The sequence below is a fragment of the Bacillus sp. JNUCC-21 genome, from assembly GCF_041222765.1.
GTDB classification, from domain to species: Bacteria; Bacillota; Bacilli; order Bacillales; family Bacillaceae; genus Bacillus; species Bacillus velezensis.
Window position 1 is genome coordinate 1,717,386 of record NZ_CP166019.1, and the last position, 22,397, is coordinate 1,739,782.

The following is a 22,397-nucleotide window of genomic DNA, read 5'->3' on the forward strand; positions in this document are numbered from 1 at the left end:
AAAATGAATGTCGGAAATATATCTACAGCGATGATTACCCCCTTTGACAGTAAAGGGAATGTAGACTTTCAAAAACTGTCTACATTAATCGACTATTTGTTGAAAAACGGTACGGATTCTTTAGTCGTCGCAGGCACGACCGGCGAATCTCCGACACTTTCAACGGAAGAAAAAATTGCACTCTTTGAATTTACAGTCAAAGAAGTGAACGGACGCGTGCCTGTTATAGCGGGTACGGGAAGCAACAATACGAAAGACTCCATTAAACTGACAAAAAAAGCTGAAGAAGCCGGCGTCGATTGCGTTATGCTTGTCACGCCGTATTATAATAAGCCTTCCCAAGAGGGGATGTACCGTCATTTTAAAGCCATAGCTGAAGAAACGTCTCTTCCTGTGATGCTTTACAACGTGCCGGGCAGAACGGTCGCTTCGCTTGCGCCGGAAACGGCCATCAGACTTGCGGAGATACCGAATATCTCTGCGATTAAAGAAGCGAGCGGCGATCTTGATGCCATTACGAAAATCATTGCCGAAACACCGGAAGATTTTTACGTCTATTCAGGTGATGACGGGTTAACGCTTCCTATTCTCGCAGTCGGCGGAAGAGGAGTCGTGTCAGTGGCCAGCCATATCGTAGGTTCTGACATGCAGCAGATGATTAAAAACTATACGAACGGGCAGACGGCAACCGCGGCACTGATTCATCAGAAGCTTCTGCCGATCATGAAGGAGCTCTTTAAAGCGCCTAATCCGGCTCCGGTCAAAACGGCGCTACAGCTGAAAGGCCTTGATGTCGGATCTGTGCGTCTTCCTCTTATCCCGCTGAATGAAGATGAACGTCTGAGCCTGAGCAGCGTCATCAGCGAACTGTAAGAAAAAATTTATACAGTTAAAATGCGCGGTCATTCTCATTTTTATCGTGAGTTTGACCGTTTTGTATACATATTGGTTTTCCCTAAACCTTCCGCTTCTTCTTGTTTTCTAAAATTGATATCAGTTATAATAGGAACAAGTGATGATGGACGGGTATGAGACTAGGAGGATACAGATTTTGAAAAAGAAAAATACAGAAAACGTCAGAATTATCGCCCTTGGCGGCGTCGGAGAAATTGGGAAGAACCTATATGTCATTGAAATTGACTCAGACATATTTGTAGTGGATGCAGGGCTGATGCACCCTGAAAATGAAATGCTCGGTATTGATGTCGTCATTCCGGATATTTCCTACTTAGTAGAACGGGCTGACCGCGTGAAGGCCATCTTTCTGACACACGGGCACGATGAAAACATCGGGGGCGTCTTTTATTTATTGAATAAGCTGTCGGTGCCGGTATACGGAACGAAGCTTACGCTTGCATTACTGAGAGAAAAACTCAAGCAGTACGGGCATAATCGAAAAGCTGATTTGCGTGAAGTTCACTCTAAATCAGTCATTACATTTGAATCAACGAAAGTATCGTTCTTTAAAACGATTCACAGTATTCCGGATTCAGTGGGAGTCAGCTTCAAAACATCACTTGGCTCTATTGTATGCACGGGAGACTTTAAATTTGACCAGACGCCTGCTTATCACCAATCATGTGATATTGGCGAAATTGCCAAAATCGGAAACAGCGGCGTGCTCGCCCTGCTTTCTGACAGCGCCAATGCGGAGCGCCCGGGGTATACTCCGTCAGAAGCATATGTAAGCGGTGAAATTTCCGATGCGATGAACAATTCAGAAAACCGTGTCATCATTGCTGTATTCGCGTCTAATATCAACCGGATCCAGCAAGTGATACAGGCTGCCGTCCAGAACGGCCGCAAACTTGCAATCGCCGGAAAAAATCTGCAAAACGTGCTTCAGCTTGGGCGCAAGCTCGGCTATATTGAAGCCGAAGATGAAATGTTTATTCCTGTGCAGGATGTGAAAAAATATCCGAAGCGGGAAGTGGCAATTGTTACAGCCGGAAGCCATGGTGAGCCGCTGGCCGCTCTTACGCGGATGGCCAAGCAGGCGCACAAGCAGCTTAACATTGAAGAAGGAGACACCGTTGTCATTGCATCAACACCGATTCCGGGGCATGAATTGATATATTCCAAAACCGTCAACCTGCTTGCCCGCGCCGGCGCTCAAGTCATTTTCGCCCAAAAACGCGTGCATGTGTCCGGGCACGGTTCGCAGGAAGAATTGAAACTCATGCTTAATTTGCTGAAACCGAAATATTTAATTCCGGTTAACGGTGAATTCAGAATGCAAAAAGCGCATTCCAAAATCGCAGAAGAGATCGGCATGAAACGCAGCGATATTTTCTTGATTGAAAAAGGTGACGTCGTTGAATTCCGCGGCCAGAATGTGAAAATCGGGGATAAAGTCACGTACGGAAACGTTCTGATTGACGGCCTCGGAGTCGGCGACATCGGCAACATCGTGCTGAGAGACCGCCGCTTATTGTCACAAGACGGCATTCTCATCGTCGTGATTTCACTCGATAAGCAGAAAAAGAACCTCGTATCAGGTCCTGAGATCATTACGCGCGGTTTCGTGTATGTCAGAGAATCAGAGGGTCTAATTGTACAAGCTACTGAGCTCGTCCGCTCTATCGTGACTGAAGCGACGGAAACATCTGCCGTAGAATGGTCCACGCTGAAACAAGCCATGCGTGATGCGCTGAATCAATTCCTTTATGAAAAAACAAAACGCAAGCCGATGATCATTCCGATCATTATGGAAGTATAATGTATACACAGCCGGAGCGCATGATGCTCCGGCTGTGTTTTTGTTCATGTCCCGGATGGAAATCATCATCTTTGTTCATAATACAAAGAGACATTCGGAAAGGGTGAAAGATAAAATGGATCATCGTATGGAAAACACCGAAGAACAGCAGCCCGAAAAATCAGATGCGAAAGACAGCATTATGAGCAAAATTCAGCAGCTGGGAGAGACATCTCTGCCGCAAATGTCCCAAGATACCAATATTCACTGCCTGACGATCATCGGCCAAATTGAGGGGCACGTCCAGCTCCCGCCGCAAAATAAAACAACCAAATATGAACACGTCATTCCGCAAATCGTCGCCATTGAGCAAAATCCGAAAATCGAAGGACTTCTGATCATCTTAAACACCGTCGGAGGCGATGTGGAAGCGGGGCTTGCGATTGCGGAAATGCTCGCATCCTTATCAAAACCGACCGTCTCAATCGTACTCGGCGGGGGACACTCGATAGGTGTGCCGATCGCCGTGTCATGTGATCATAGTTTTATCGCGGAAACAGCGACTATGACCATTCACCCCGTTCGGCTTACAGGTCTGGTTATCGGGGTTCCGCAAACATTTGAATACTTGGACAAAATGCAGGAGCGGGTCGTCAACTTTGTGACCCATCATTCAAATATTTCCGAAGAAAAATTCAAAGAGCTGATGTTTTCAAAAGGAAACTTAACCAGGGACATCGGGACGAACGTAGTCGGAAAAGATGCGGCTGATTACGGATTAATTGATGCCGTGGGCGGCGTCGGACAGGCGATAAAAAAGCTGAATCAGCTGATTGAGGAACGAAAGGGCGAGGAAGGAAGGATGATTCAATGATCCTTTATACCGTCATGCCCCAAGAAGTCGTTTACGGTCAGGATATAGAGCAAAGCGTGCATGAACAGGTAGATTACGCCGGCGTGCCGCTGCTAGTTGAGATGAAGGGAAATGAAGCTGAAGTCGTACAGATTTTAAGTACGAACCCGATGGATTTCTTGAATCCGGACATCGCTCCTGGACAAAAAATCAAGCTGAAAATCTAACCGGCATTCAGTCCGTTTCTCGGGGGCAAAATATGCTATAATAGGGGAATCCTACAGAAAAATGCAGCCGGCAAAAGGCTGCTTTTCTTCATGATGTATGATTTTACATTTTTTAACGCAGTAAGGTGATGAGTGTGGCAAAGAAAAAACGGAAATCTAAAAAGAAACAAGAGAGTAAGCTCAATCTAAAATACGAACTAAGCGGACTGCTCTGTGTTGCAATCTCAATTATTGCTGTTTTGCAGCTCGGCGTTGTGGGACAGACATTTGTGTACTTGTTCCGTTTTTTTGCCGGAGAGTGGTTTATTTTATGCTTAATTGCGCTCTTCCTTCTCGGAATTTCGCTGTTTTGGAAAAAGAAGAGTCCAAGCCTTTTAACGAGAAGAAAGGCAGGGTTGTACTGTATTATCGCCAGTATATTGCTGCTGTCTCACGTGCAGCTCTTTAAAAATCTGTCTCATCACGGGTCGATTCGGTCGGCAAGTGTCATCGGCAACACGTGGGAGCTGTTTATGATTGACATGAAACAGCAGGCTGCTTCCCCTGATTTGGGCGGCGGCATGATCGGCGCGGTACTGTTTGCAGCTTCCCACTTTTTATTTGCATCAACGGGTTCACAGATCATGGCGATCGTGCTGATCTTAATGGGGCTGATTCTTGTAACGGGCCGTTCACTGCAGGAAACGCTCAAAAAGTGGACGAGCCCCGTCGGCCGGTTTATCCGCGGTCAATGGCAGGCATTTCTTGAGGATATGAAGACGGTCAGAACGAATATGTCTTCGCCGAAAACAAAAACAAAATCGGGCAAAAAACAAAAAAGGGTTCAAAAGAAAAAAGAAGAGCCTGAACCGGAGGAAGAGGATGAGGAAATCATTTCGCCGATCATCCATTCAGAGCCGATTATTTCAAGCTTTTCAGACCGTCAGGAAGAGCCCTCCGAACCGCTGATTCCGGAAAAAACGCAGGAGGCTGCACAAGCGGCAAAAGATGAGCCTTCCGGCGGCGCTCAAGACAGTGGCGAAACGGCTGCGGCTCCGCCGATGACGTTTACAGAGCTTGAAAATAAAGATTATCAAATGCCTTCATTGGACATACTGGCTGACCCGAAACATACCGGCCAGCAGACCGATAAGAAAAACATTTACGAGAATGCAAGAAAACTCGAACGGACTTTTCAAAGCTTCGGCGTAAAGGCGAAAGTGACGCAGGTTCATCTCGGTCCGGCGGTCACAAAATATGAGGTGTATCCGGACGTCGGGGTCAAAGTCAGTAAAATCGTGAATCTGAGCGATGACCTCGCGCTCGCGCTTGCCGCGAAGGATATCCGGATCGAAGCGCCGATTCCGGGTAAATCGGCAATCGGCATCGAGGTGCCCAATGCTGAAGTTGCGATGGTTTCGTTAAAAGAAGTGCTTGAATCCAAGCTCAATGACAAGCCGGACGCGAAGCTTCTGATCGGCTTGGGACGAAATATTTCCGGGGAAGCCGTGCTTGCCGAACTGAACAAAATGCCCCATCTGCTCGTAGCGGGGGCAACGGGAAGCGGAAAAAGCGTCTGTGTCAACGGTATTATTACGAGCATTCTGATGAGGGCCAAACCGCATGAAGTGAAGATGATGATGATTGACCCGAAAATGGTTGAGCTGAATGTGTATAACGGCATTCCTCATCTGCTTGCGCCGGTCGTGACAGATCCGAAAAAGGCCTCGCAGGCTTTGAAAAAGGTCGTCAATGAGATGGAGCGCCGCTATGAGCTGTTCTCCCATACGGGTACGAGAAATATAGAAGGCTATAACGATCATATTAAGCGGTCAAATGCCGAAGAAGAAGTCAAGCAGCCTGAGCTGCCGTACATCGTCGTCATCGTTGACGAGCTTGCCGATCTGATGATGGTCGCTTCTTCCGACGTGGAAGATTCAATTACGAGACTTTCACAGATGGCGCGGGCGGCGGGAATTCATTTGATTATCGCGACACAGCGGCCTTCAGTCGACGTTATTACCGGTGTTATTAAAGCCAACATCCCGTCAAGAATCGCCTTCAGTGTCTCATCTCAGACCGATTCACGGACGATTTTAGACATGGGCGGCGCTGAAAAGCTTCTGGGGCGCGGAGACATGCTGTTTCTGCCTGTAGGCGCAAATAAGCCGGTGCGTGTGCAAGGGGCATTCTTATCCGATGAAGAGGTTGAGCATGTCGTCGATCATGTCATTACGCAGCAAAAAGCGCAGTACCAAGAAGAGATGATTCCGGAAGAAGTTTCGGAAACACACAGTGAAGTAACGGATGATCTCTATGACGAAGCGGTCGATTTGATTATCGGCATGCAGACGGCATCAGTCTCCATGCTCCAAAGACGGTTCAGAATCGGATATACGAGAGCTGCCCGTCTGATTGACGCAATGGAGGAACGGGGCGTCGTCGGGCCGTATGAAGGAAGCAAACCGAGGGAAGTACTATTATCTAAGGAACAATATGATGAGCTCTCTTCTTAAAAAGGAGAGAGTTTTCACTGAAAATGATATCACCAAAATCATTCCTATTTATTTTTTTATTAAAACATGATATAGTTGTCCCAATTGTTCAATAATTTATGAAAGTGGTTTACGGAGGGGAAACATGTCTACAAAAGCTGACAATCGTCACTTGTATCTAAAAGTGATTGAGCGAATCAAAGAGGATATACAAAACGGAATTTACACCGAAAAGGAAAAGCTTCCTTCTGAATTTGAGCTTTCAAAATCAATGGGTGTCAGCCGGGCAACTCTGCGTGAAGCTTTGCGTATCCTTGAAGAGGAGCATGTGATTATCAGAAGGCACGGTGTGGGCACTTTCGTCCATACAAAACCGCTGTTTCTTTCAGGTATTGAACAGCTCAACAGCGTGACGAAAACGATTCAGCAGGCGAACATGGTGCCGGGTACGATTTTTTTGTCGTCTCAGGTCATCACGCCGTCTGATGAAGATATCGCTAGATTCCGGCTTGAGCCTGAGCAGGAGCTTTTTTATTTGGAACGCGTGAGAACGGCAAGCGGCACTCCGGTCGTTTACTGTTTAGATACGATTCCGATGCACATTCTGCCGAATTCTTTCTGTCATGAACAGGAGTCTATTTTTGATCTTTTGGAAAAAAACTCCGGGTCTGTGATCAGCTATGCCGTTGCTGATATCGAACCGATCGGATATCACGATACGATTTCACCGGTTTTGGAATGCGAGCCGGAGACGGCGCTTTTATTGCTGAAGCAAACCCACTATAATCAGAATGATGAACCTGTACTGTATTCATTAAATTATTTCCGGGCTGATAAGTTCAGTTTTCATGTTGTAAGAAAACGTTTTTAAGACAGACGCGTCATGTGTCTGTTTTTTTTATTTGCCGTTTCAGTACATACTTTATTTTCTGCAAGGCACAATAAAACAGGAAACAACCAAGTATAGTGAATGGGTGAATAAGTTGAGTAAGAAGAAAAATGGAACGAAAAATATCATTGCTCTGGCTTCTGTACCGCTCGTGATGACACTCGGGAATTCCATGCTGATTCCTGTGCTTCCGATGATTGAAAAGAAGCTGTCCATATCGTCTTTTCAAGTATCGTTAATTATAACGGTCTATTCGATTGTGGCGATTATTTGTATTCCGATTGCCGGATATCTGTCCGATAAATTCGGAAGAAAAAAGGTTCTTCTGCCTTGTCTTCTCATAGCCGGTGCGGGCGGAGCGCTTGCCGCGATAGCTTCCACCGCGTTCAAGCATCCTTATCCCATTATCTTGGCGGGGCGGGTGCTGCAGGGAATCGGTTCGGCAGGGGCGGCTCCTGTAGTGATGCCGTTTATCGGTGATTTATTCAAAGGGGATGATGAGCGGATTACCGCGGGGCTCGGCGATATTGAGACGTCTAACACTGCCGGGAAAGTAATAAGCCCGATTCTCGGTTCGCTCTTGGCTGCATGGTTTTGGTTTATGCCATTTTGGTTCATTCCGTTTTTTTCGCTCATCAGTTTTTTTCTCGTATTGTTTTTGGTGGCTAAGCCGGAGGAACAAAAAGAAGCGCCTTCTATTTCCGAATTTGTGAAAAATGTCGGCCGCATATTTAAGCGTGACGGACGCTGGCTCTTTACGGTTTTTATCATCGGCTGCGTGATTATGTTTTTGCTGTTCGGGGTTCTTTTTTATTTATCAGACTCACTGGAGAAGAAATACGGCATTGACGGTGTGGCTAAAGGAGCGCTTTTGGCAATCCCGCTTTTATTTCTATCCGTCAGTTCATATATATCAGGCAGGAAAATCGGAAAAGACCAAGGCAAAATGAAGTTTTGCATCGTTTTCGGAATGAGTGCCGTGACACTGTCGTTTATCGGCCTATGGTGGAATCACAGTTTTTATTTATTATTTATCTTTTTGTGTGTCAGCGGTATCGGTATCGGAATGGCATTGCCGGCTTTAGACGCTGTCATCACAGAAGGCGTAGACAACGAGGAATCGGGAACCATCACCTCATTTTATAACAGCATGCGGTTTATCGGAGTAGCGGCGGGACCGCCGATCTTTGCTGCCCTGATGTCAAATGCAGGCTGGCTGATTTTTATTTTATCCGCTTTTTGCGGCATTGTGTCTGTATTTTTAGCGCTGTTAAATATCTCATCACAAGCAAAAGAAAAAAAGGAATCATTAAAGACGGTGTAATCTGCACTGTCTTTTTTTTATTTTATTTTGAAGATTGACATGATACCGTCAAGTCGTTATCCTTTTTAATAGTTAAACATATTAACTATCGGAAGGAGGGGGAAAAGGTGCATGAAGAAAAAGTAAAGCAGCTGATTCAGCGTTATTCCGATGTATACCTGCACGTCTTAAAAAAAATTGACAGCATTATCGCTGAAAAAGTGAACAAAGAACTGACATTGGATCAATATTACATCCTCCGCTATATTATGCTCAATCCCGATTGCAAATCAATTGAACTGGCCGCGGTGTGCCACGTCAATAAAAGCGCCATTACATCTATGACGAACCGCCTGTATGAAAAAGGCTACATCAATAGAGAACGCAGCCAAAGCGACCGCCGGAGCATACTTTTAAATGTCACGGAAAAGGGGACGGAAGTATTTCACCGTGTGGAGCGGCGGATTGAGGAACTCGTCCGATCATATATTATGTATTTTGATGAAGACGAGGCGGAGATGTTCGTGAATACATATGAAAAATTATATCGATTGATGATGACTGAGGAGGATCAGCAGACATAATGAAAAACATTATCCGAGCCCGCTGGATCATCGCCGCGGTGTGGGTCGCCGCAACGGTGATATTTATGCTTACAGCGCCTGATATGGCTGAATTGACACGGGAGAAAGGGCAGATTTCCGTACCGGACGGATATTCCTCTTCTTACGCCCATGAATTGCTTGATGAAATGTCTGATTCCGATGCACCGTCTTCTTCTGCCGTCATCGTATTTCACGAAAAAGGCTTAATGACAGACAAAAAAGATCGTCTGGAAAAAGCCGTCAGCACTTTATCTGAACATAAAAAAGCGCTTCAGATTAAAACGGTGACCTCATACTTCGGGGAGAAAAATGACGACATTAAAAAACAGCTGCTGTCAAAAGACAGACAAACGATGCTCGTTCAGCTGCAGCTTGATACATCCAAAAACGATATCATCGAAATAAAAAATAAAATTGATAAAGAGCTGAAACCGTACGGCGTATCATACGGCATTACAGGCCAATCGCTGATCGACGAAGATGTGTTAAAAAGCTCACAGGACGGCTTGAAAAAGACTGAATATATAACGGTCGCTTTTATCCTGATCGTGCTGATCCTTGTATTCCGGTCAGTGGTCGCTCCGTTCGTGCCGCTTTTATCAGTATTGATATCTTATTTAGTCAGCCAGTCGATTGTCGCATTTTTAGTCGATCAGCTGAATTTTCCGCTCTCAACTTTTACTCAGATTTTTATGGTTGCGATTATGTTCGGGATCGGCACAGACTACTGCATTCTGCTTCTCAGCAGATTTAAAGAAGAACTGTCGCATGGCGCTGACATAAGAGAAGCGATCGTCGTCACCTACAAAACGGCCGGAAAGACGGTTTTGTACAGCGGCGGTGCGGTGCTGATCGGATTTGCCTGCATCGGATTTGCGACATTTAAGCTGTATCAGTCGGCAGCAGCCGTTGCGGTCGGTGTCGCGGTGCTGCTGCTTGCGCTCATGACGATCGTGCCGTTTTTTATGGCTGTTTTAGGAAAAAGCCTGTTTTGGCCTGTTAAGGGCGATATTTCCCATCCTCAAAGCAAAGCATGGGAAACGTCAGGGCGGTTTTCATTTAAAAGGCCGCTCATCAGTCTTGCAATCGTTGCGGTATTCACCGTCCCGCCTATCCTTCTTTACAAAGGGTCGCTGTCTTACAACAGTCTTGACGAAATCGGGGATAAATATGAATCCGTCCGCGCGTTTCATACGATTTCAGACGCCTTCGGCCCGGGAGAACTTCTTCCGGCCACAGTCGTCATCAAAAATGATGAGACATTAAATACCGAAAAACACCTGATTGATATCGAAAAAATCAGCAGAGAACTTGAAAAAACAGAGGGTGTAAAAACGGTCAGAAGCGCCACGCGCCCTGCTGGAAACGGATTGAATCAATTATTTGTCACAAATCAGGCAAAGCAGCTTCAAGAAGGGCTTGATAAAGGCAATACAGGACTTGAAAAAATCACGGACGGATTAGGGCATGCCGCAAAGTCGTTAGCTGATTCACAGCCGCAGATCGAAGAGTCGGGGAATAGCGTCAATCAGCTTATTGACGGAACATTGTCTCTGAAATCCGGGCTTTCTGATATAGGAGAAAACCTGAATAAACTGCAGGCTGGCGTGAACGAGAATAAAGCCGGCGTCGCCCAGATGAGAAAGCAGATTGAAGAGCAAAAACAAATGCTGACTTCACAGCTCAAACAAAACAGCGGTCTCGCTTCAGAAACGCAAAACGCTTTAAAATTGGTAAAAACCGTCCTGCCGATGAAAGATGAAGCCAGCAGACAGCTTGCCGATTTGAACAAGCAGCTTGCCCGGCTGCCGTTTGCAAAATTGGAAGCGTCAATACCGTCAGTCAAAACCGATCCCTCTTACCAAGAAATCAAATCAGCCTTTACGGGTGTACAGTCAGCCGTTTCCAAGGCAAACGCGGATGCAGAAGCGTTTTCTAAACAGGTCGACAGTCAAAAGGCTCATCTGCAGCAAGCGGAAAAACAATTTGCCCGACTGGCAGCCGCTCAGAAGAAGATTGACACTCAAATTAACGCAATGATCAATGGTCTGACCAGTATTGAAAACGGTCTGCAGCAAGTGTCAGACGGACAGGGGGCTCTCGCGGGACAAATGCCGCGCCTTGAATCGGCGGCAGGACAGCTCGCGGAGGGCCAGAAAAAAATGAAGAGCGGTCTCGGTGATTTTTCTTCCCGGCTCAGCGAACTTTCTTCCGGCCTTAACGACAGTGTAAAAGGGCTTAAGAAAGTATCAAGCGGCATGATGGGGGCGAATGATTACCTGGGTGAGCTTCACAAGTCGTCAGACAAAGAAATGACAGGCTGGTTTGTGCCGAAAGACGCGTTGACAAACAGTGATTTCACAAGCGTGTTTAATACGTACATGTCAGATGACAGAAAAACGACAGAATTGACCGTCGTTCTTGATAACAATCCTTACTCAAATACGGCCATTCAAGATATTCAAGCGATCAAAGCGAGCGTAAAAAGGGCCATTCCGAACACGGATCTGAAGAATGCTTCCTTCGGCGTTTCGGGAGTCTCCAGCATGAATGCCGATCTGAAGGAAGTATCGGATTCAGACTTCAAACGGACGGCCATGTTTATGCTGGCGGGAATTTTTCTGATTCTCATCGTGATGCTGCGCTCCCTCATTATGCCTGTTTATTTAGTGGCGTCGCTCGTACTGACGTATTTCGCATCCATCGGCGTGACGGAATACATCTTTACACACTTCTTCGGGTACCCGGGCGTAAACTGGGCCGTGCCGTTCTTCGGCTTTGTCATTTTGATGGCTCTAGGCGTGGATTATTCCATCTTTTTAATGGACCGCTTTAATGAGCTTAAAAAAGAAGGAACGGAACCCGCAATGATCAGCAGTATGAAAAATATGGGTTCCGTCATCATTTCTGCAGCCATTATTTTAGCGGGAACCTTTGCGGCCATGCTGCCGTCAGGCGTTCTTTCCTTATTACAGATTGCAACCGTGGTATTAACAGGCCTTCTCATGTACGCAATTGTCGTCCTTCCGTTTTTTGTACCGGTCATGGTGAAAATATTCGGAAGCGCCAACTGGTGGCCTTTCAATTTGAAAAAATAACGTTAATGCCTCTGCCTGTTTTCGGGCAGAGGTTTTTTGTTTCCTTATAAATCCTCCAGTTGATATAATTACATCTGCGCACTCTTTTTTGCGAATGCTGAAATTTGGTCATAATACATACTATGAAAGAATGAACGAAGGAGGTTTCACATGACTTACGTAAATGAAATGAAGTCAAAGCACGGCGGGATCACCGCCCACATCGTAAAGACCGAGAAATTTAAAACCGTTTCGCTGACGTTTAAAATGCTGGCTCCTTTAACGAAAGAGCTCGTAACAAAAAGGGCGCTGTTTCCGCATGTGCTTCTGCGCGGAACAGAAAGCCGCCCGAAAACCGCTGATCTGCGGTCTTATTTTGATGAGCTGTACGGCACATCCGTTTCAGCTGATCTGACAAAAAAGGGAGAACGTCATGTCATTACGTTCAGACTTGAGATTCCTAATGAAAAGTATCTGAAGGACCGCACACCGTTATTGGAAAAAGGCCTTCATCTTTTATCAGAGCTTGTCTTTTCGCCCGCTTTGGAAAACGGCGCCTTCCTGCCCCTTTATGTCACGCAGGAAAAACGGACGCTGAAACAGCGGATTCAAGCCGTATATGATGATAAGATGAGATATTCTAATCTGCGTCTCGTTCAGGAAATGTGCAAAAGCGAACCGTATGCCCTTCACGTCAACGGCGAGTTCGATGATGTTGAACACATTACACCGCAAGATTTGTATGAAGCCTATCAAAAAGCCATACGCGAAGATCAGCTGGACCTGTACGTCATCGGCGATGTTGATACAGATCAGGTGAAAACGGCCGTTGATACGTATTTTAAAACGGAAGAACGGGAGCTACAGCCTTTTGAAAGAAGCGCGGCGAATGAACAGCCCGATCCGAAGGAAGTCATTGATGAAGAGGACGTCAAGCAGGGCAAGCTGAATATCGGATTCCGGACCAATACGACATATACAGATCCGGATTATCCTGCATTGCAGGTGTTTAACGGGCTGTTCGGAGGTTTCTCTCATTCAAAGCTGTTTATAAATGTCCGTGAAAAAGCGAGCCTCGCCTATTATGCAGCCTCAAGGGTGGAAAGCTTCAAAGGGCTTTTGATGGTCATGTCGGGCATTGAGGTGAAAAATTACAAGCAGGCCGTCACCATCATTGAAGAACAGTTTCAGGCTATGCAAAACGGTGACTTTTCAGAAGATGATATCGCCCAAACGAAAGCCGTTATTAAAAATCAAGTATTAGAAACCATTGATACGGCATACGGCTTAGCGGAATTTCTGTATCAGCAGGCCTCAGCCCAAGTAGAGATACCGATCGAAAGATTCCTTGACAATATCGAGAAAGTGACAAAAGAGGACATTATCAATGTCGGAAAGAACATTAAGCTGGATACGACTTATTTCTTAAAAGGGACGGGGGGAGCATCTTGACTAAACCGATAAACTTCGAACAGCTTCAGGAAACGCTGTATCATGAAAAAATGGCAAACGGCCTTGATGTCTATGTGCTGCCGAAACAGGGCTTTAATAAAACATACGCCGTGTTTACGACAAAGTACGGTTCCATTGACAATCAATTCGTTCCTTTAAATAAGGAAGAAATGGTACACGTCCCTGACGGAATCGCGCATTTTCTGGAGCATAAACTGTTTGAAAAAGCGGACGGCGACGTGTTTCAGGACTTCAGTAAGCAGGGGGCGTCGGCAAATGCCTTTACATCATTTACACGAACCGCTTATCTGTTCTCCAGCACTTCTAATGTGGAGAAAAACCTGGAAACACTCGTAGATTTTGTTCAGGACCCGTATTTCACGGAAAAATCAGTTGAAAAAGAAAAAGGCATCATCGGCCAGGAAATCAATATGTATGATGATAATCCGGATTGGCGGCTGTTTTTCGGCCTTATCGAAAATATGTATAAAGACCACCCCGTGAAAATTGACATTGCCGGAACGGTGGAGAGCATCTCACATATTACGAAAGATCTGCTGTATGAGTGCTATGAAACGTTTTATCACCCGAGCAATATGCTGCTCTTTATCGTCGGTCCCGTAGATCCTGAAGCGGTCATCAGCCAGGTGCGGAAAAACCAGGAGAAAAAGCCGTTTACAGACCAGCCCGAAATCAAACGTGAAGAAGTTCAGGAGCAGGAAGCGGTTTTCCGCCGGGAGCAGGAATTAAAAATGAACGTGCAAGGCTCAAAATGTCTTGTCGGCTTAAAGGCGAAAGACCCTTATAAAACGGGGCAGGAGCTGTTGAAGCACGAGCTCAGCATGAACCTCTTGCTTGAATGTCTCTTCGGAAAAAGCTCACCGCATTACGGTGACTTGTACGACAAAGGCTACATTGATGAGACCTTCAGCTTTGATTACACGGCTGAATACGGATTCGGTTTTGCCTCTGTCGGAGGAGATACACCGGAGCCGGATAAGCTCGCTGACGAATTAAAACGCATGCTGCTTGATGCAGAATCAGCCGTGACTGCGGAAAAACTTGATCTTGCGAGAAAAAAGAAGATCGGGTCATTCTTAAAAGCGCTCAATTCGCCTGAATATATCGCCAACCAATTCACACGCTACGCCTTTTTAGATATGAGTCTGTTTGATGTCGTAACCGTACTGGAGCAGATTACGCTGGAAGACGTAAAGCGGGTTATTAAAGAAGAAATATCAGAAGACAGGCTGACAGTCTGCAAAGTCGTGCCAAAATCATAACAAAAACATCCCTCACGCGCTGAGGGATGTTTTTCTGGGGAAAGAAGGAGTATTGATTGATGAAACAGACAGCGCTCGTAACCGGAGCAAGCGGCGGAATCGGACAAAGTATAAGTGAAGTCCTCGCAAAAAACGGGTATGACGTCCTTTTGCATTATCATTCTAATAAGGAAGCCGCACACAGGCTCGCGGAAAGGCTGAGCGCATCATTCGGCGTAAAAGCCTCCGTTATTCAGGCGGATCTGTCCTCACCGGATGGCGCGGAGACACTCAGCCGTTCCGTTAAGCAGCCTGTGGATGCTCTGATATTAAACAGCGGCAAAAGTCATTTCGGCCTGATTACGGACGTTACGGATGACACGGCGCGGGAGATGGTGCAGCTGCATGTGACGAGTCCGTTTCTTTTGGCGCGTAATCTGATGCCCGGCATGATCCGGAAAAAAAGCGGGGGCATCGTCGCGATCGGTTCCGTCTGGGGAGAAACAGGCGCATCGTGCGAGGTATTATACAGCATGGTCAAGGGAGCGCAGCATTCGTTCGTCAAAGCGCTTGCCAAAGAGCTTGCTCCGAGCGGCGTCCGCGTGAATGCAGTCTCGCCGGGTGCCGTTGATACAAATATGCTTGATCAGTTCACGTCTGATGAAAAAGAAGCGTTGGCAGAGGAAATTCCCGCGGGCCGGCTGGCAAAGCCGGAGGAAATCGCCGAAGCGGCGGCCTTTTTATTATCGGACAAGGCTTCCTATATTACGGGGCATATATTATCCGTAAACGGCGGCTGGCACTGCTGAAAAAAATGTGTGTATAGTTTGCATCTGTACGGACAAAATAATTTTGTAACAACAGATGAAATGGAGGAACCCAACATGTCAGTATTAGAAAACTGGGATAATTGGAAGAATTTCCTTGGCGACAGATTGAACTATGCGCAGGAAAAAGGGATGAGTGATGAAACGATCACTGACCTCGCTACAGAAATCGGCGGTTACCTTGCGAACGAAGTCGACTCGAAAAACCATCAGGAAAAAGTGCTTGCTGATCTTTGGAGCGTTGCTTCTGAAGATGAACAGCGCGCCATCGCAAATATGATGGTGAAGCTTGTTGAAAATAACAGCACTCATTAAGAGGGGGGATTTCTCCTCTCTTTTTTTATGTTTTCCTCTATAGAGCAACATTCTTCTTTCTAATTAGAGAAAAATGTTTTATGATAAAGGAAGGTAAAAATTTGCCACAATGGAGGGGGTATATCATTTGGCAAAGCTCGAATGGTATTTTGAATATGAAATTCAAGTGAACCGCCCCGGCCTGCTCGGGGATATTTCATCTCTTCTCGGGATGCTGTCAATTAATATTGTCACAATTAACGGTGTCGACCTTTCCAGAAGGGGAATGCTGCTCAGATGCCGGCATATAGATCAAATTAAACGATTGGAATCAATTTTAAAAACAATGGAGACCATTAAAGTAACGAAGCTGAGAGAACCGAGGCTTCGCGACCGTCTCGCAGTCCGCCACGGAAGATACATTCAGCGTGATGCCGATGACAAAAAAACCTTCCGTTTTGAAAGGGACGAGCTCGGTCTTCTGGTTGACTTTATGGCCGAGCTGTTTAAAAAAGAAGGACACAAACTGATCGGAATCCGGGGAATGCCGAGGGTCGGAAAAACGGAGTCCATCGTTGCGTCAAGCGTTTGTGCCAGCAAAAGATGGCTTTTCGTATCATCAACGCTGCTAAAACAAACGATCCGGAGCCAGCTGGTTGCCGATGAATACAGCACGGAAAACGTGTTTATCCTCGACGGCATCGTTTCGACAAGACGGGGATCTGAGCGCCATCTTCAGCTCGTCAGTGAAATTATGCGGCTTCCGGCGACAAAGGTCGTGGAGCACCCCGATATTTTTGTTCAAAATTCGGAGTATACGCTCGATGATTTCGATTATATTATCGAACTCAGAAATGATCCTGACGAAGTTATTACATATGAACATGCAGAAGAACCGCAAATATTTGATCAGACCGGTTTTTCAAGCTTTGATTTTTAATATTGGAAGGTGTTTGTTGTGACAGAATTAGCAATCCGGCTTAAAGAAGCCAGAGAGGAAAAAGGGATGTCATTGGATGAACTCCAGGCGGCGACGAAAATTCAGAAAAGATACTTAACCGCTCTGGAAGAAGGCAATTATGACGTCATTCCCGGCAATTTTTATGTGCGGGCGTTTATCAAGCAATACGCTGAAGCTGTCGGGCTTGATTCAGATCAGTTATTTGAAGAATATAAAAAAGACATCCCTAACACGTACCATGACGATGTGTCGGAAAAAATCTCCGGTCTCGCCATGCAAAGGGAGCTTCCTAAGTCCGCTTCAAAGGCGGCGGAATGGCTTCCGACCGTCCTTGTCGTCATCGGTGTCATTATCGTCATCGCGATCATTTATGCGATTATTCAGCTCGGAATGAGCAAATCCGGGCAGACAGACGGAGATAAGGCAGTCACCCAAAGTGAGAGCAAGTATGAGATTCCTAAGGATTCTGCGCTGAAAAACGACGGCAATACAAATAACGAAGCGCAATCTGACAGCAAAAAAGACAAAAAGGACACAAAAGCGTCAGAGCAGAAAAAGAAAGAAGAAAGCAGTGAAAAGACGGAGATCAAAGCGGCCGGAACGGAGGGCTCGGCTTCTTCATACAACGTCTCCGGGGCAGATAAGTATAAGCTTGAACTGATTGCTTCTGACAGCGCATGGATTCGCGTCCGTGATGACAGCGGCGGTTCTTTAAAAGAAGGAACGCTGCAAAAAGGCGAAACCTTTAAAAAAGACGTCACGGATCAAAAGCAGATTGAAATCCGCACGGGCTATGCCCCTAACCTGAAAATTAAAATCAACGGAGAGGTTCTGTCCTATGAGCTCAATCCGCATGATGTGATGGCGCAGACCATCACAATCAAGATGAAAAAATAAAAGGGGAAAAGTCATCTGAACGATTAAGATGACTTTTTCTTCACGTCCGAGTACATATATTGGAGGGGCTTTATGTTTAACTTACCGAATAAAATCACACTGGCAAGAATCGCTTTAATTCCTGTATTTATGATTATCATGCTTGTTCCTTTTCAGTGGGGCAGCGTTCATATAGGGGATGAATCGATTCCGGTCGCGCATCTTACGGGAGCTGTTTTGTTCATTATCGCATCAACGACTGACTGGGTGGATGGCTACTACGCCAGAAAACTGAACCTCGTGACAAATTTCGGGAAATTTTTAGATCCGCTGGCTGACAAACTGCTGGTGTCCGCGGCATTAATTACGCTTGTGCAGTTTGACCTTGCGCCGGCGTGGATGGTCATCATCATCATCAGCCGCGAATTTGCCGTAACGGGATTAAGACTTGTGCTGGCGGGAACGGGGGAAGTTGTAGCCGCCAATATGCTGGGGAAAATTAAAACATGGGCTCAGATCATCGCTGTTGCCGCGCTTTTGCTGCATAATCTTCCGTTTGAGCTCGTTTCTTTCCCGTTCGGCGATATCGCTTTATGGGTGGCCGTGCTGTTCACAGTCATTTCCGGCTGGGATTATTTTGCGAAGAACTGGGATGCGTTAAAAACATCTAACTAAGAAAGAAGGACTTAAAGATGGAAATAGCAAAAAAAGCAGAAATCATTGCAGTCGGCTCGGAGCTTCTGCTAGGCCAGATCGCCAATACGAACGCGCAGTTTATCAGTAAAGAGCTGGCGGAAATTGGTGTAAACGTGTTTTATCATACCGCTGTCGGTGACAATCCGGAGCGGCTTAAGCAAGTCATCCGCATTGCCGAAGAGCGCTCAGACCTGATTATTTTTTCAGGCGGCCTCGGACCGACCAAGGACGATTTGACGAAAGAAACCATTGCAAACACACTGGGGCGCCCGCTCGTTCTGAATGACGAAGCGTTCCGGTCGATCGAAGAATATTTCGCGAAAACAAAACGGACCATGTCGCCGAATAACCGCAAACAGGCGCTCGTCATTGAGGGCTCAGACGTTTTGGCGAATCATTTCGGCATGGCGCCGGGAATGCTTGCAGAGCACGGCTCAAGGCTTTATATGCTGCTTCCCGGGCCGCCGAGCGAGCTGCGTCCGATGTTTGAAAATGAAGCGAAGCCGCTGCTTCTTAAAAAGCTCGGTTCTAATGAGAAAATCGTTTCAACCGTGCTGCGGTTTTTCGGAATCGGTGAATCCCAGCTTGAAGCTGATTTAGAAGATATCATTGATGCGCAGACGAACCCGACGATTGCGCCGCTTGCTGCTGACGGAGAGGTCACGCTGCGTTTAACGGCGAAACATGCTGACGAAAAAGAAACAGAACGGCTTTTAAAAGAAACGGAAGCCGCCATTTTAGAACGTGTCGGTGAATTTTTCTACGGATATGATGATACGTCTCTGGTGAAGGAGCTTTCAAAAGCATGCAGACAAAACGGAATTACGATTTCTTCTGCCGAAAGCTTTACAGGCGGCCTGTTTTCAGAGTGGGTGACTGATTTAAGCGGTGCGTCTCAACTATTTGCAGGGGGTGTTGTCTGTTATTCCGACAGCGTGAAACAGCATGTGCTCGGCGTGAAAGCTGAGACGCTCGCAGCAAGCGGAGCGGTCAGCAAAGAGTGTGCGAAAGAGCTTGCAGCCGGTGTGAGAAAGCTGACCGGAAGCGATATCGGCATCAGCTTTACCGGGGTGGCGGGTCCCGACCCGCAGGAAGGGCATGCGCCGGGCCGCGTCTTTATCGGCATTGCGGCGGAAGGAAAAGAAGAGGTGCACGAATTTAACTTTGCCGGCTCAAGAACCGGAATCAGAAAGCGCGCCGCTAAATACGGCTGCCATCTCATTTTGAAAATGCTGGATCAAAAATAAAGTTTTAAAGAGGCGTTTTCTCTGATTTTTAAGTTTTACAAGGGAAATTATGCTCTTTTGCAGAAAAGCGAACGCGGAAAAAATCCGAATATGCGTTCGCTTTTTTCTTGGCAAATGCCAGTAAACAAGGTATAGTATATGTAGTGGCAAGATAAAGGAGGAAAAAATAAATGAGTGATCGTCAGGCAGCCTTAGATATGGCTCTTAAGCAAATAGAAAAACAATTCGGCAAAGGTTCCATCATGAAGCTCGGAGAAAAAACGGATACAAGAATTTCAACGGTGCCAAGCGGTTCCCTTGCACTTGATACCGCTCTCGGAATAGGCGGATACCCGCGCGGACGGATTATTGAAGTATACGGACCTGAAAGCTCAGGTAAAACGACTGTAGCGCTTCACGCAATCGCTGAGGTTCAGGAAAAAGGCGGACAGGCAGCATTTATTGATGCTGAGCATGCTCTTGATCCTGTTTACGCGCAAAAGCTCGGTGTCAATATCGAAGAGCTTCTGCTTTCTCAGCCGGATACGGGAGAGCAGGCGCTAGAGATTGCTGAAGCGCTGGTGCGAAGCGGAGCTGTTGACATCGTAGTCGTTGACTCTGTTGCGGCGCTTGTTCCAAAAGCTGAAATTGAAGGTGACATGGGTGATTCACACGTCGGTTTACAGGCGCGTCTCATGTCTCAGGCGCTCCGTAAGCTTTCCGGCGCCATCAATAAATCTAAAACAATCGCAATCTTTATTAACCAGATTCGTGAAAAAGTCGGCGTTATGTTCGGAAATCCGGAGACGACACCGGGCGGCCGCGCGCTGAAATTCTATTCTTCCGTGCGCCTTGAAGTGCGCCGTGCCGAGCAATTAAAGCAGGGCAACGACGTCATGGGGAATAAAACGAGAATTAAAGTCGTAAAAAACAAAGTCGCTCCTCCGTTCCGTACGGCTGAAGTGGACATTATGTACGGTGAAGGAATCTCCAAAGAAGGGGAAATCATCGACCTTGGAACTGAACTGGATATCGTGCAAAAAAGCGGTTCGTGGTATTCTTATGAAGAAGAACGCCTCGGTCAGGGCCGTGAAAACGCCAAGCAGTTCTTAAAAGAAAATAAAGACATCATGCTGATGATTCAGGAACAAATCCGTGAATATTACGGTTTAGACAATAACGGTGTAACGGACAAAGCGGAAGAAGTTCAGGAAGAGATGGAATTAGAAGAATAAAAACACGATCAAAAGAGCGGAATAAGCAATTTCCGCTCTTTTTTTTGTGTGTTTCAAAAAACACTGGCTGTTTCGGAAAATTTTATCTGGAATGTTACAACTTTTTTCACCCTTCACTCGTCTAACATCATGGCGAAAGTTGAAATTATATCTGAGGAGGAAAAAAGATGACGAGCCCCCGCCGCACAAGAATAAATAAAAAAAGAAAGAAGAAGCTGATGAAAACGGGAGGGCTGTTTCTTTTTCTGCTGCTTGTCACTGTTTTTATTATGATCTGGACCGTCACAGCGCATCACCGGGAGAAGGAATCCGTTAAAAACGCTCCCGCCGCTCAATCTGATACTTCAAAAGACCAGACTCAACAGAAAAAAGAAAAGACGCAAAAAGAGAAAACACCTAAATCAATCGATCACAATAAACAGATCAGCAATTACTTGCAACAGATCGGGTTCAGCGGCACAGCAATGATCGTAAAAGATGGAAAAGTTGTGCTGAAAAAAGGCTTTGGCTATGCGGACCGAAAACAAAAAATTAAAAACAATCCGGAGACATCATATTATATCGGTTCTTCACAAAAAGCGTTAATCGCGACGGCTGTCCTGCAGCTTGAAGAAAAAGGGCTGCTGCAGACGAGTGACCCCGTCAGTACATACTTGCCGAATTTTCCTAACGGCACGCGCATTACATTGAAAAACCTGCTCAATCATACGTCCGGCATAAACGGGCATATTGAGGGTCAGGGACCGATTTCTCCAATTGATTTAATCAAGGATATAGAATACCGCGGAATTAAACGGCAGCCCGGGGTTTGGGATTACAGGGATTCCAACTATTCAGTGCTTGCTTATATCGTATCTCAAGTCAGCGGGGAGTCTTATGAACAATATATAAAAGAACACGTGTTCAAACCGGCCGGAATGAAGCATGCCGGATTTTACAAAACATTTGTCAAAGCCAAATATCCTGCCGTCGGCTACAAAGTCGATGAGAGCGGCAGTCTTGTAACGCCGCACCTTTTGGACTTATCGCAGCTGTACGGGGCGGGCGACATGTATATGAGCGCTGAAGATCTCTATAAATTTGATAAAGCGATCGTAAACGGCACGCTCCTTTCAAAAGAAAGCTTCACAAAAATGTTTACAGCAGGAAGCAGTGCCGCTTACGGCATGGGGTTTTACATTGATCCGGGAAGCTATTCCAATCACGGTGTTATGCCCGGTTACAACATTTTGAACAGCTTCAGCCATTCGGCAAGCAAATATGTCATATTACTGTCAAACATTCAGAATAACGCCAAATTAGGACAGGTGAACAATAGAATTTACCAATTGCTTAACCAGCCGGACTAACAGAGCCGTCATTCACGAAAAGCGGATCTAGGTATGGTATGATATATACATGGGCGAAGATCCGAGCTGAAGGCGAATCGTTAAGCTGGCAAG

19 protein-coding genes are annotated in these 22,397 nt (G+C 46.2%); all 19 read left to right on the forward strand.

The annotated features are described in order from the left end of the window. The first annotated feature begins 3 nt into the window (after positions 1 to 3). The 19 genes from dapA to JNUCC21_RS08885 all read left to right on the forward strand — a co-directional run bounded on the left by dapA (position 4) and on the right by JNUCC21_RS08885 (position 22,304). Positions 4 to 873, forward strand: a complete 870-nt coding sequence (gene dapA, locus JNUCC21_RS08795) for a 4-hydroxy-tetrahydrodipicolinate synthase (protein ID WP_003154166.1) — start codon at positions 4 to 6, stop codon at positions 871 to 873. Between the two features lie 178 nt (positions 874 to 1,051). Then, a complete protein-coding gene (gene rnjB, locus JNUCC21_RS08800; protein ID WP_007409811.1) occupies positions 1,052 to 2,719 on the forward strand; it encodes a ribonuclease J2 in 1,668 nt (555 codons plus the stop codon). A 115-nt stretch (positions 2,720 to 2,834) separates the two neighbouring features. Continuing rightward, positions 2,835 to 3,572: a ClpP family protease gene (locus JNUCC21_RS08805; protein ID WP_003154162.1), complete on the forward strand. Its 738-nt coding sequence runs from the start codon at positions 2,835 to 2,837 to the stop codon at positions 3,570 to 3,572. Further along, on the forward strand, positions 3,569 to 3,778 hold the full coding sequence (locus tag JNUCC21_RS08810; protein WP_003154161.1) for a YlzJ-like family protein: 210 nt from the start codon (positions 3,569 to 3,571) through the stop codon (positions 3,776 to 3,778). Before JNUCC21_RS08805 ends, JNUCC21_RS08810 begins: the two co-directional genes overlap by 4 nt. A 134-nt stretch (positions 3,779 to 3,912) precedes the next feature. Next, on the forward strand, positions 3,913 to 6,273 hold the full coding sequence (locus JNUCC21_RS08815; RefSeq protein WP_025284740.1) for a DNA translocase FtsK: 2,361 nt from the start codon (positions 3,913 to 3,915) through the stop codon (positions 6,271 to 6,273). Positions 6,274 to 6,397: 124 nt separating this feature from the next. Next, positions 6,398 to 7,123, forward strand: coding sequence for a GntR family transcriptional regulator (locus JNUCC21_RS08820; protein WP_007409813.1), 726 nt, complete (start codon positions 6,398 to 6,400; stop codon positions 7,121 to 7,123). 31 nt (positions 7,124 to 7,154) lie between these two features. Then, positions 7,155 to 8,465 carry an MFS transporter gene (locus JNUCC21_RS08825; protein ID WP_205829149.1) on the forward strand — a complete coding sequence of 437 codons (1,311 nt, stop codon included), beginning with the start codon at positions 7,155 to 7,157 and terminating at the stop codon, positions 8,463 to 8,465. Positions 8,466 to 8,572: 107 nt separating this feature from the next. Further along, positions 8,573 to 9,028, forward strand: coding sequence for a MarR family winged helix-turn-helix transcriptional regulator (locus tag JNUCC21_RS08830; RefSeq protein ID WP_003154157.1), 456 nt, complete (start codon positions 8,573 to 8,575; stop codon positions 9,026 to 9,028). Then, the gene (locus tag JNUCC21_RS08835; protein WP_072589099.1) at positions 9,028 to 12,147 is read left to right on the forward strand and encodes an MMPL family transporter; all 3,120 of its coding nucleotides are present in this window, start codon (positions 9,028 to 9,030) and stop codon (positions 12,145 to 12,147) included. Before JNUCC21_RS08830 ends, JNUCC21_RS08835 begins: the two co-directional genes overlap by 1 nt. Before the next feature lie 150 nt (positions 12,148 to 12,297). Next, positions 12,298 to 13,578 carry an EF-P 5-aminopentanol modification-associated protein YfmF gene (gene yfmF / locus JNUCC21_RS08840; protein WP_015239875.1) on the forward strand — a complete coding sequence of 427 codons (1,281 nt, stop codon included), beginning with the start codon at positions 12,298 to 12,300 and terminating at the stop codon, positions 13,576 to 13,578. Beyond that, positions 13,575 to 14,861 carry an EF-P 5-aminopentanol modification-associated protein YfmH gene (gene yfmH / locus JNUCC21_RS08845; protein ID WP_072589100.1) on the forward strand — a complete coding sequence of 429 codons (1,287 nt, stop codon included), beginning with the start codon at positions 13,575 to 13,577 and terminating at the stop codon, positions 14,859 to 14,861. The genes yfmF and yfmH overlap by 4 nt, the downstream gene beginning before the upstream one ends. Before the next feature lie 59 nt (positions 14,862 to 14,920). Then, positions 14,921 to 15,649 (forward strand): elongation factor P 5-aminopentanone reductase, encoded by a 729-nt coding sequence (ymfI, locus tag JNUCC21_RS08850; protein ID WP_015239877.1) that lies wholly within the window; start codon positions 14,921 to 14,923, stop codon positions 15,647 to 15,649. Between the two features lie 75 nt (positions 15,650 to 15,724). Next, complete coding sequence (locus JNUCC21_RS08855) at positions 15,725 to 15,982, forward strand: DUF3243 domain-containing protein (protein ID WP_003154150.1); 258 nt, start codon at positions 15,725 to 15,727, stop codon at positions 15,980 to 15,982. 127 nt (positions 15,983 to 16,109) lie between these two features. Beyond that, positions 16,110 to 16,901, forward strand: a complete 792-nt coding sequence (locus tag JNUCC21_RS08860) for a YmfK family protein (protein ID WP_007409819.1) — start codon at positions 16,110 to 16,112, stop codon at positions 16,899 to 16,901. A gap of 18 nt (positions 16,902 to 16,919) precedes the next feature. Next, entirely contained in the window at positions 16,920 to 17,819 is a 900-nt protein-coding gene (locus JNUCC21_RS08865) for a RodZ domain-containing protein (protein ID WP_072589101.1), read from the forward strand. 72 nt (positions 17,820 to 17,891) lie between these two features. Then, positions 17,892 to 18,473, forward strand: a complete 582-nt coding sequence (gene pgsA / locus JNUCC21_RS08870) for a CDP-diacylglycerol--glycerol-3-phosphate 3-phosphatidyltransferase (protein ID WP_007409821.1) — start codon at positions 17,892 to 17,894, stop codon at positions 18,471 to 18,473. Positions 18,474 to 18,490: 17 nt separating this feature from the next. Then, positions 18,491 to 19,741: a competence/damage-inducible protein A gene (locus tag JNUCC21_RS08875; RefSeq protein ID WP_072589102.1), complete on the forward strand. Its 1,251-nt coding sequence runs from the start codon at positions 18,491 to 18,493 to the stop codon at positions 19,739 to 19,741. A 170-nt stretch (positions 19,742 to 19,911) separates the two neighbouring features. Then, entirely contained in the window at positions 19,912 to 20,955 is a 1,044-nt protein-coding gene (gene recA / locus JNUCC21_RS08880; protein ID WP_003154145.1) for a recombinase RecA, read from the forward strand. 167 nt (positions 20,956 to 21,122) lie between these two features. Then, the gene (locus JNUCC21_RS08885; protein ID WP_015239879.1) at positions 21,123 to 22,304 is read left to right on the forward strand and encodes a serine hydrolase; all 1,182 of its coding nucleotides are present in this window, start codon (positions 21,123 to 21,125) and stop codon (positions 22,302 to 22,304) included. The last annotated feature ends 93 nt before the right edge of the window (positions 22,305 to 22,397 follow it).

Coding starts and splice junctions, on each gene's coding strand:
- dapA (WP_003154166.1), top strand. CDS start 4: ATGAATGTCGGAAATATATCTACAGCGATGATTACCCCCTTTGACAGT.
- JNUCC21_RS08805 (WP_003154162.1), top strand. CDS start 2,835: ATGGATCATCGTATGGAAAACACCGAAGAACAGCAGCCCGAAAAATCA.
- JNUCC21_RS08810 (WP_003154161.1), top strand. CDS start 3,569: ATGATCCTTTATACCGTCATGCCCCAAGAAGTCGTTTACGGTCAGGAT.
- JNUCC21_RS08820 (WP_007409813.1), top strand. CDS start 6,398: ATGTCTACAAAAGCTGACAATCGTCACTTGTATCTAAAAGTGATTGAG.
- JNUCC21_RS08835 (WP_072589099.1), top strand. CDS start 9,028: ATGAAAAACATTATCCGAGCCCGCTGGATCATCGCCGCGGTGTGGGTC.
- yfmF (WP_015239875.1), top strand. CDS start 12,298: ATGACTTACGTAAATGAAATGAAGTCAAAGCACGGCGGGATCACCGCC.
- ymfI (WP_015239877.1), top strand. CDS start 14,921: ATGAAACAGACAGCGCTCGTAACCGGAGCAAGCGGCGGAATCGGACAA.
- JNUCC21_RS08855 (WP_003154150.1), top strand. CDS start 15,725: ATGTCAGTATTAGAAAACTGGGATAATTGGAAGAATTTCCTTGGCGAC.
- pgsA (WP_007409821.1), top strand. CDS start 17,892: ATGTTTAACTTACCGAATAAAATCACACTGGCAAGAATCGCTTTAATT.
- JNUCC21_RS08875 (WP_072589102.1), top strand. CDS start 18,491: ATGGAAATAGCAAAAAAAGCAGAAATCATTGCAGTCGGCTCGGAGCTT.
- recA (WP_003154145.1), top strand. CDS start 19,912: ATGAGTGATCGTCAGGCAGCCTTAGATATGGCTCTTAAGCAAATAGAA.
- JNUCC21_RS08885 (WP_015239879.1), top strand. CDS start 21,123: ATGACGAGCCCCCGCCGCACAAGAATAAATAAAAAAAGAAAGAAGAAG.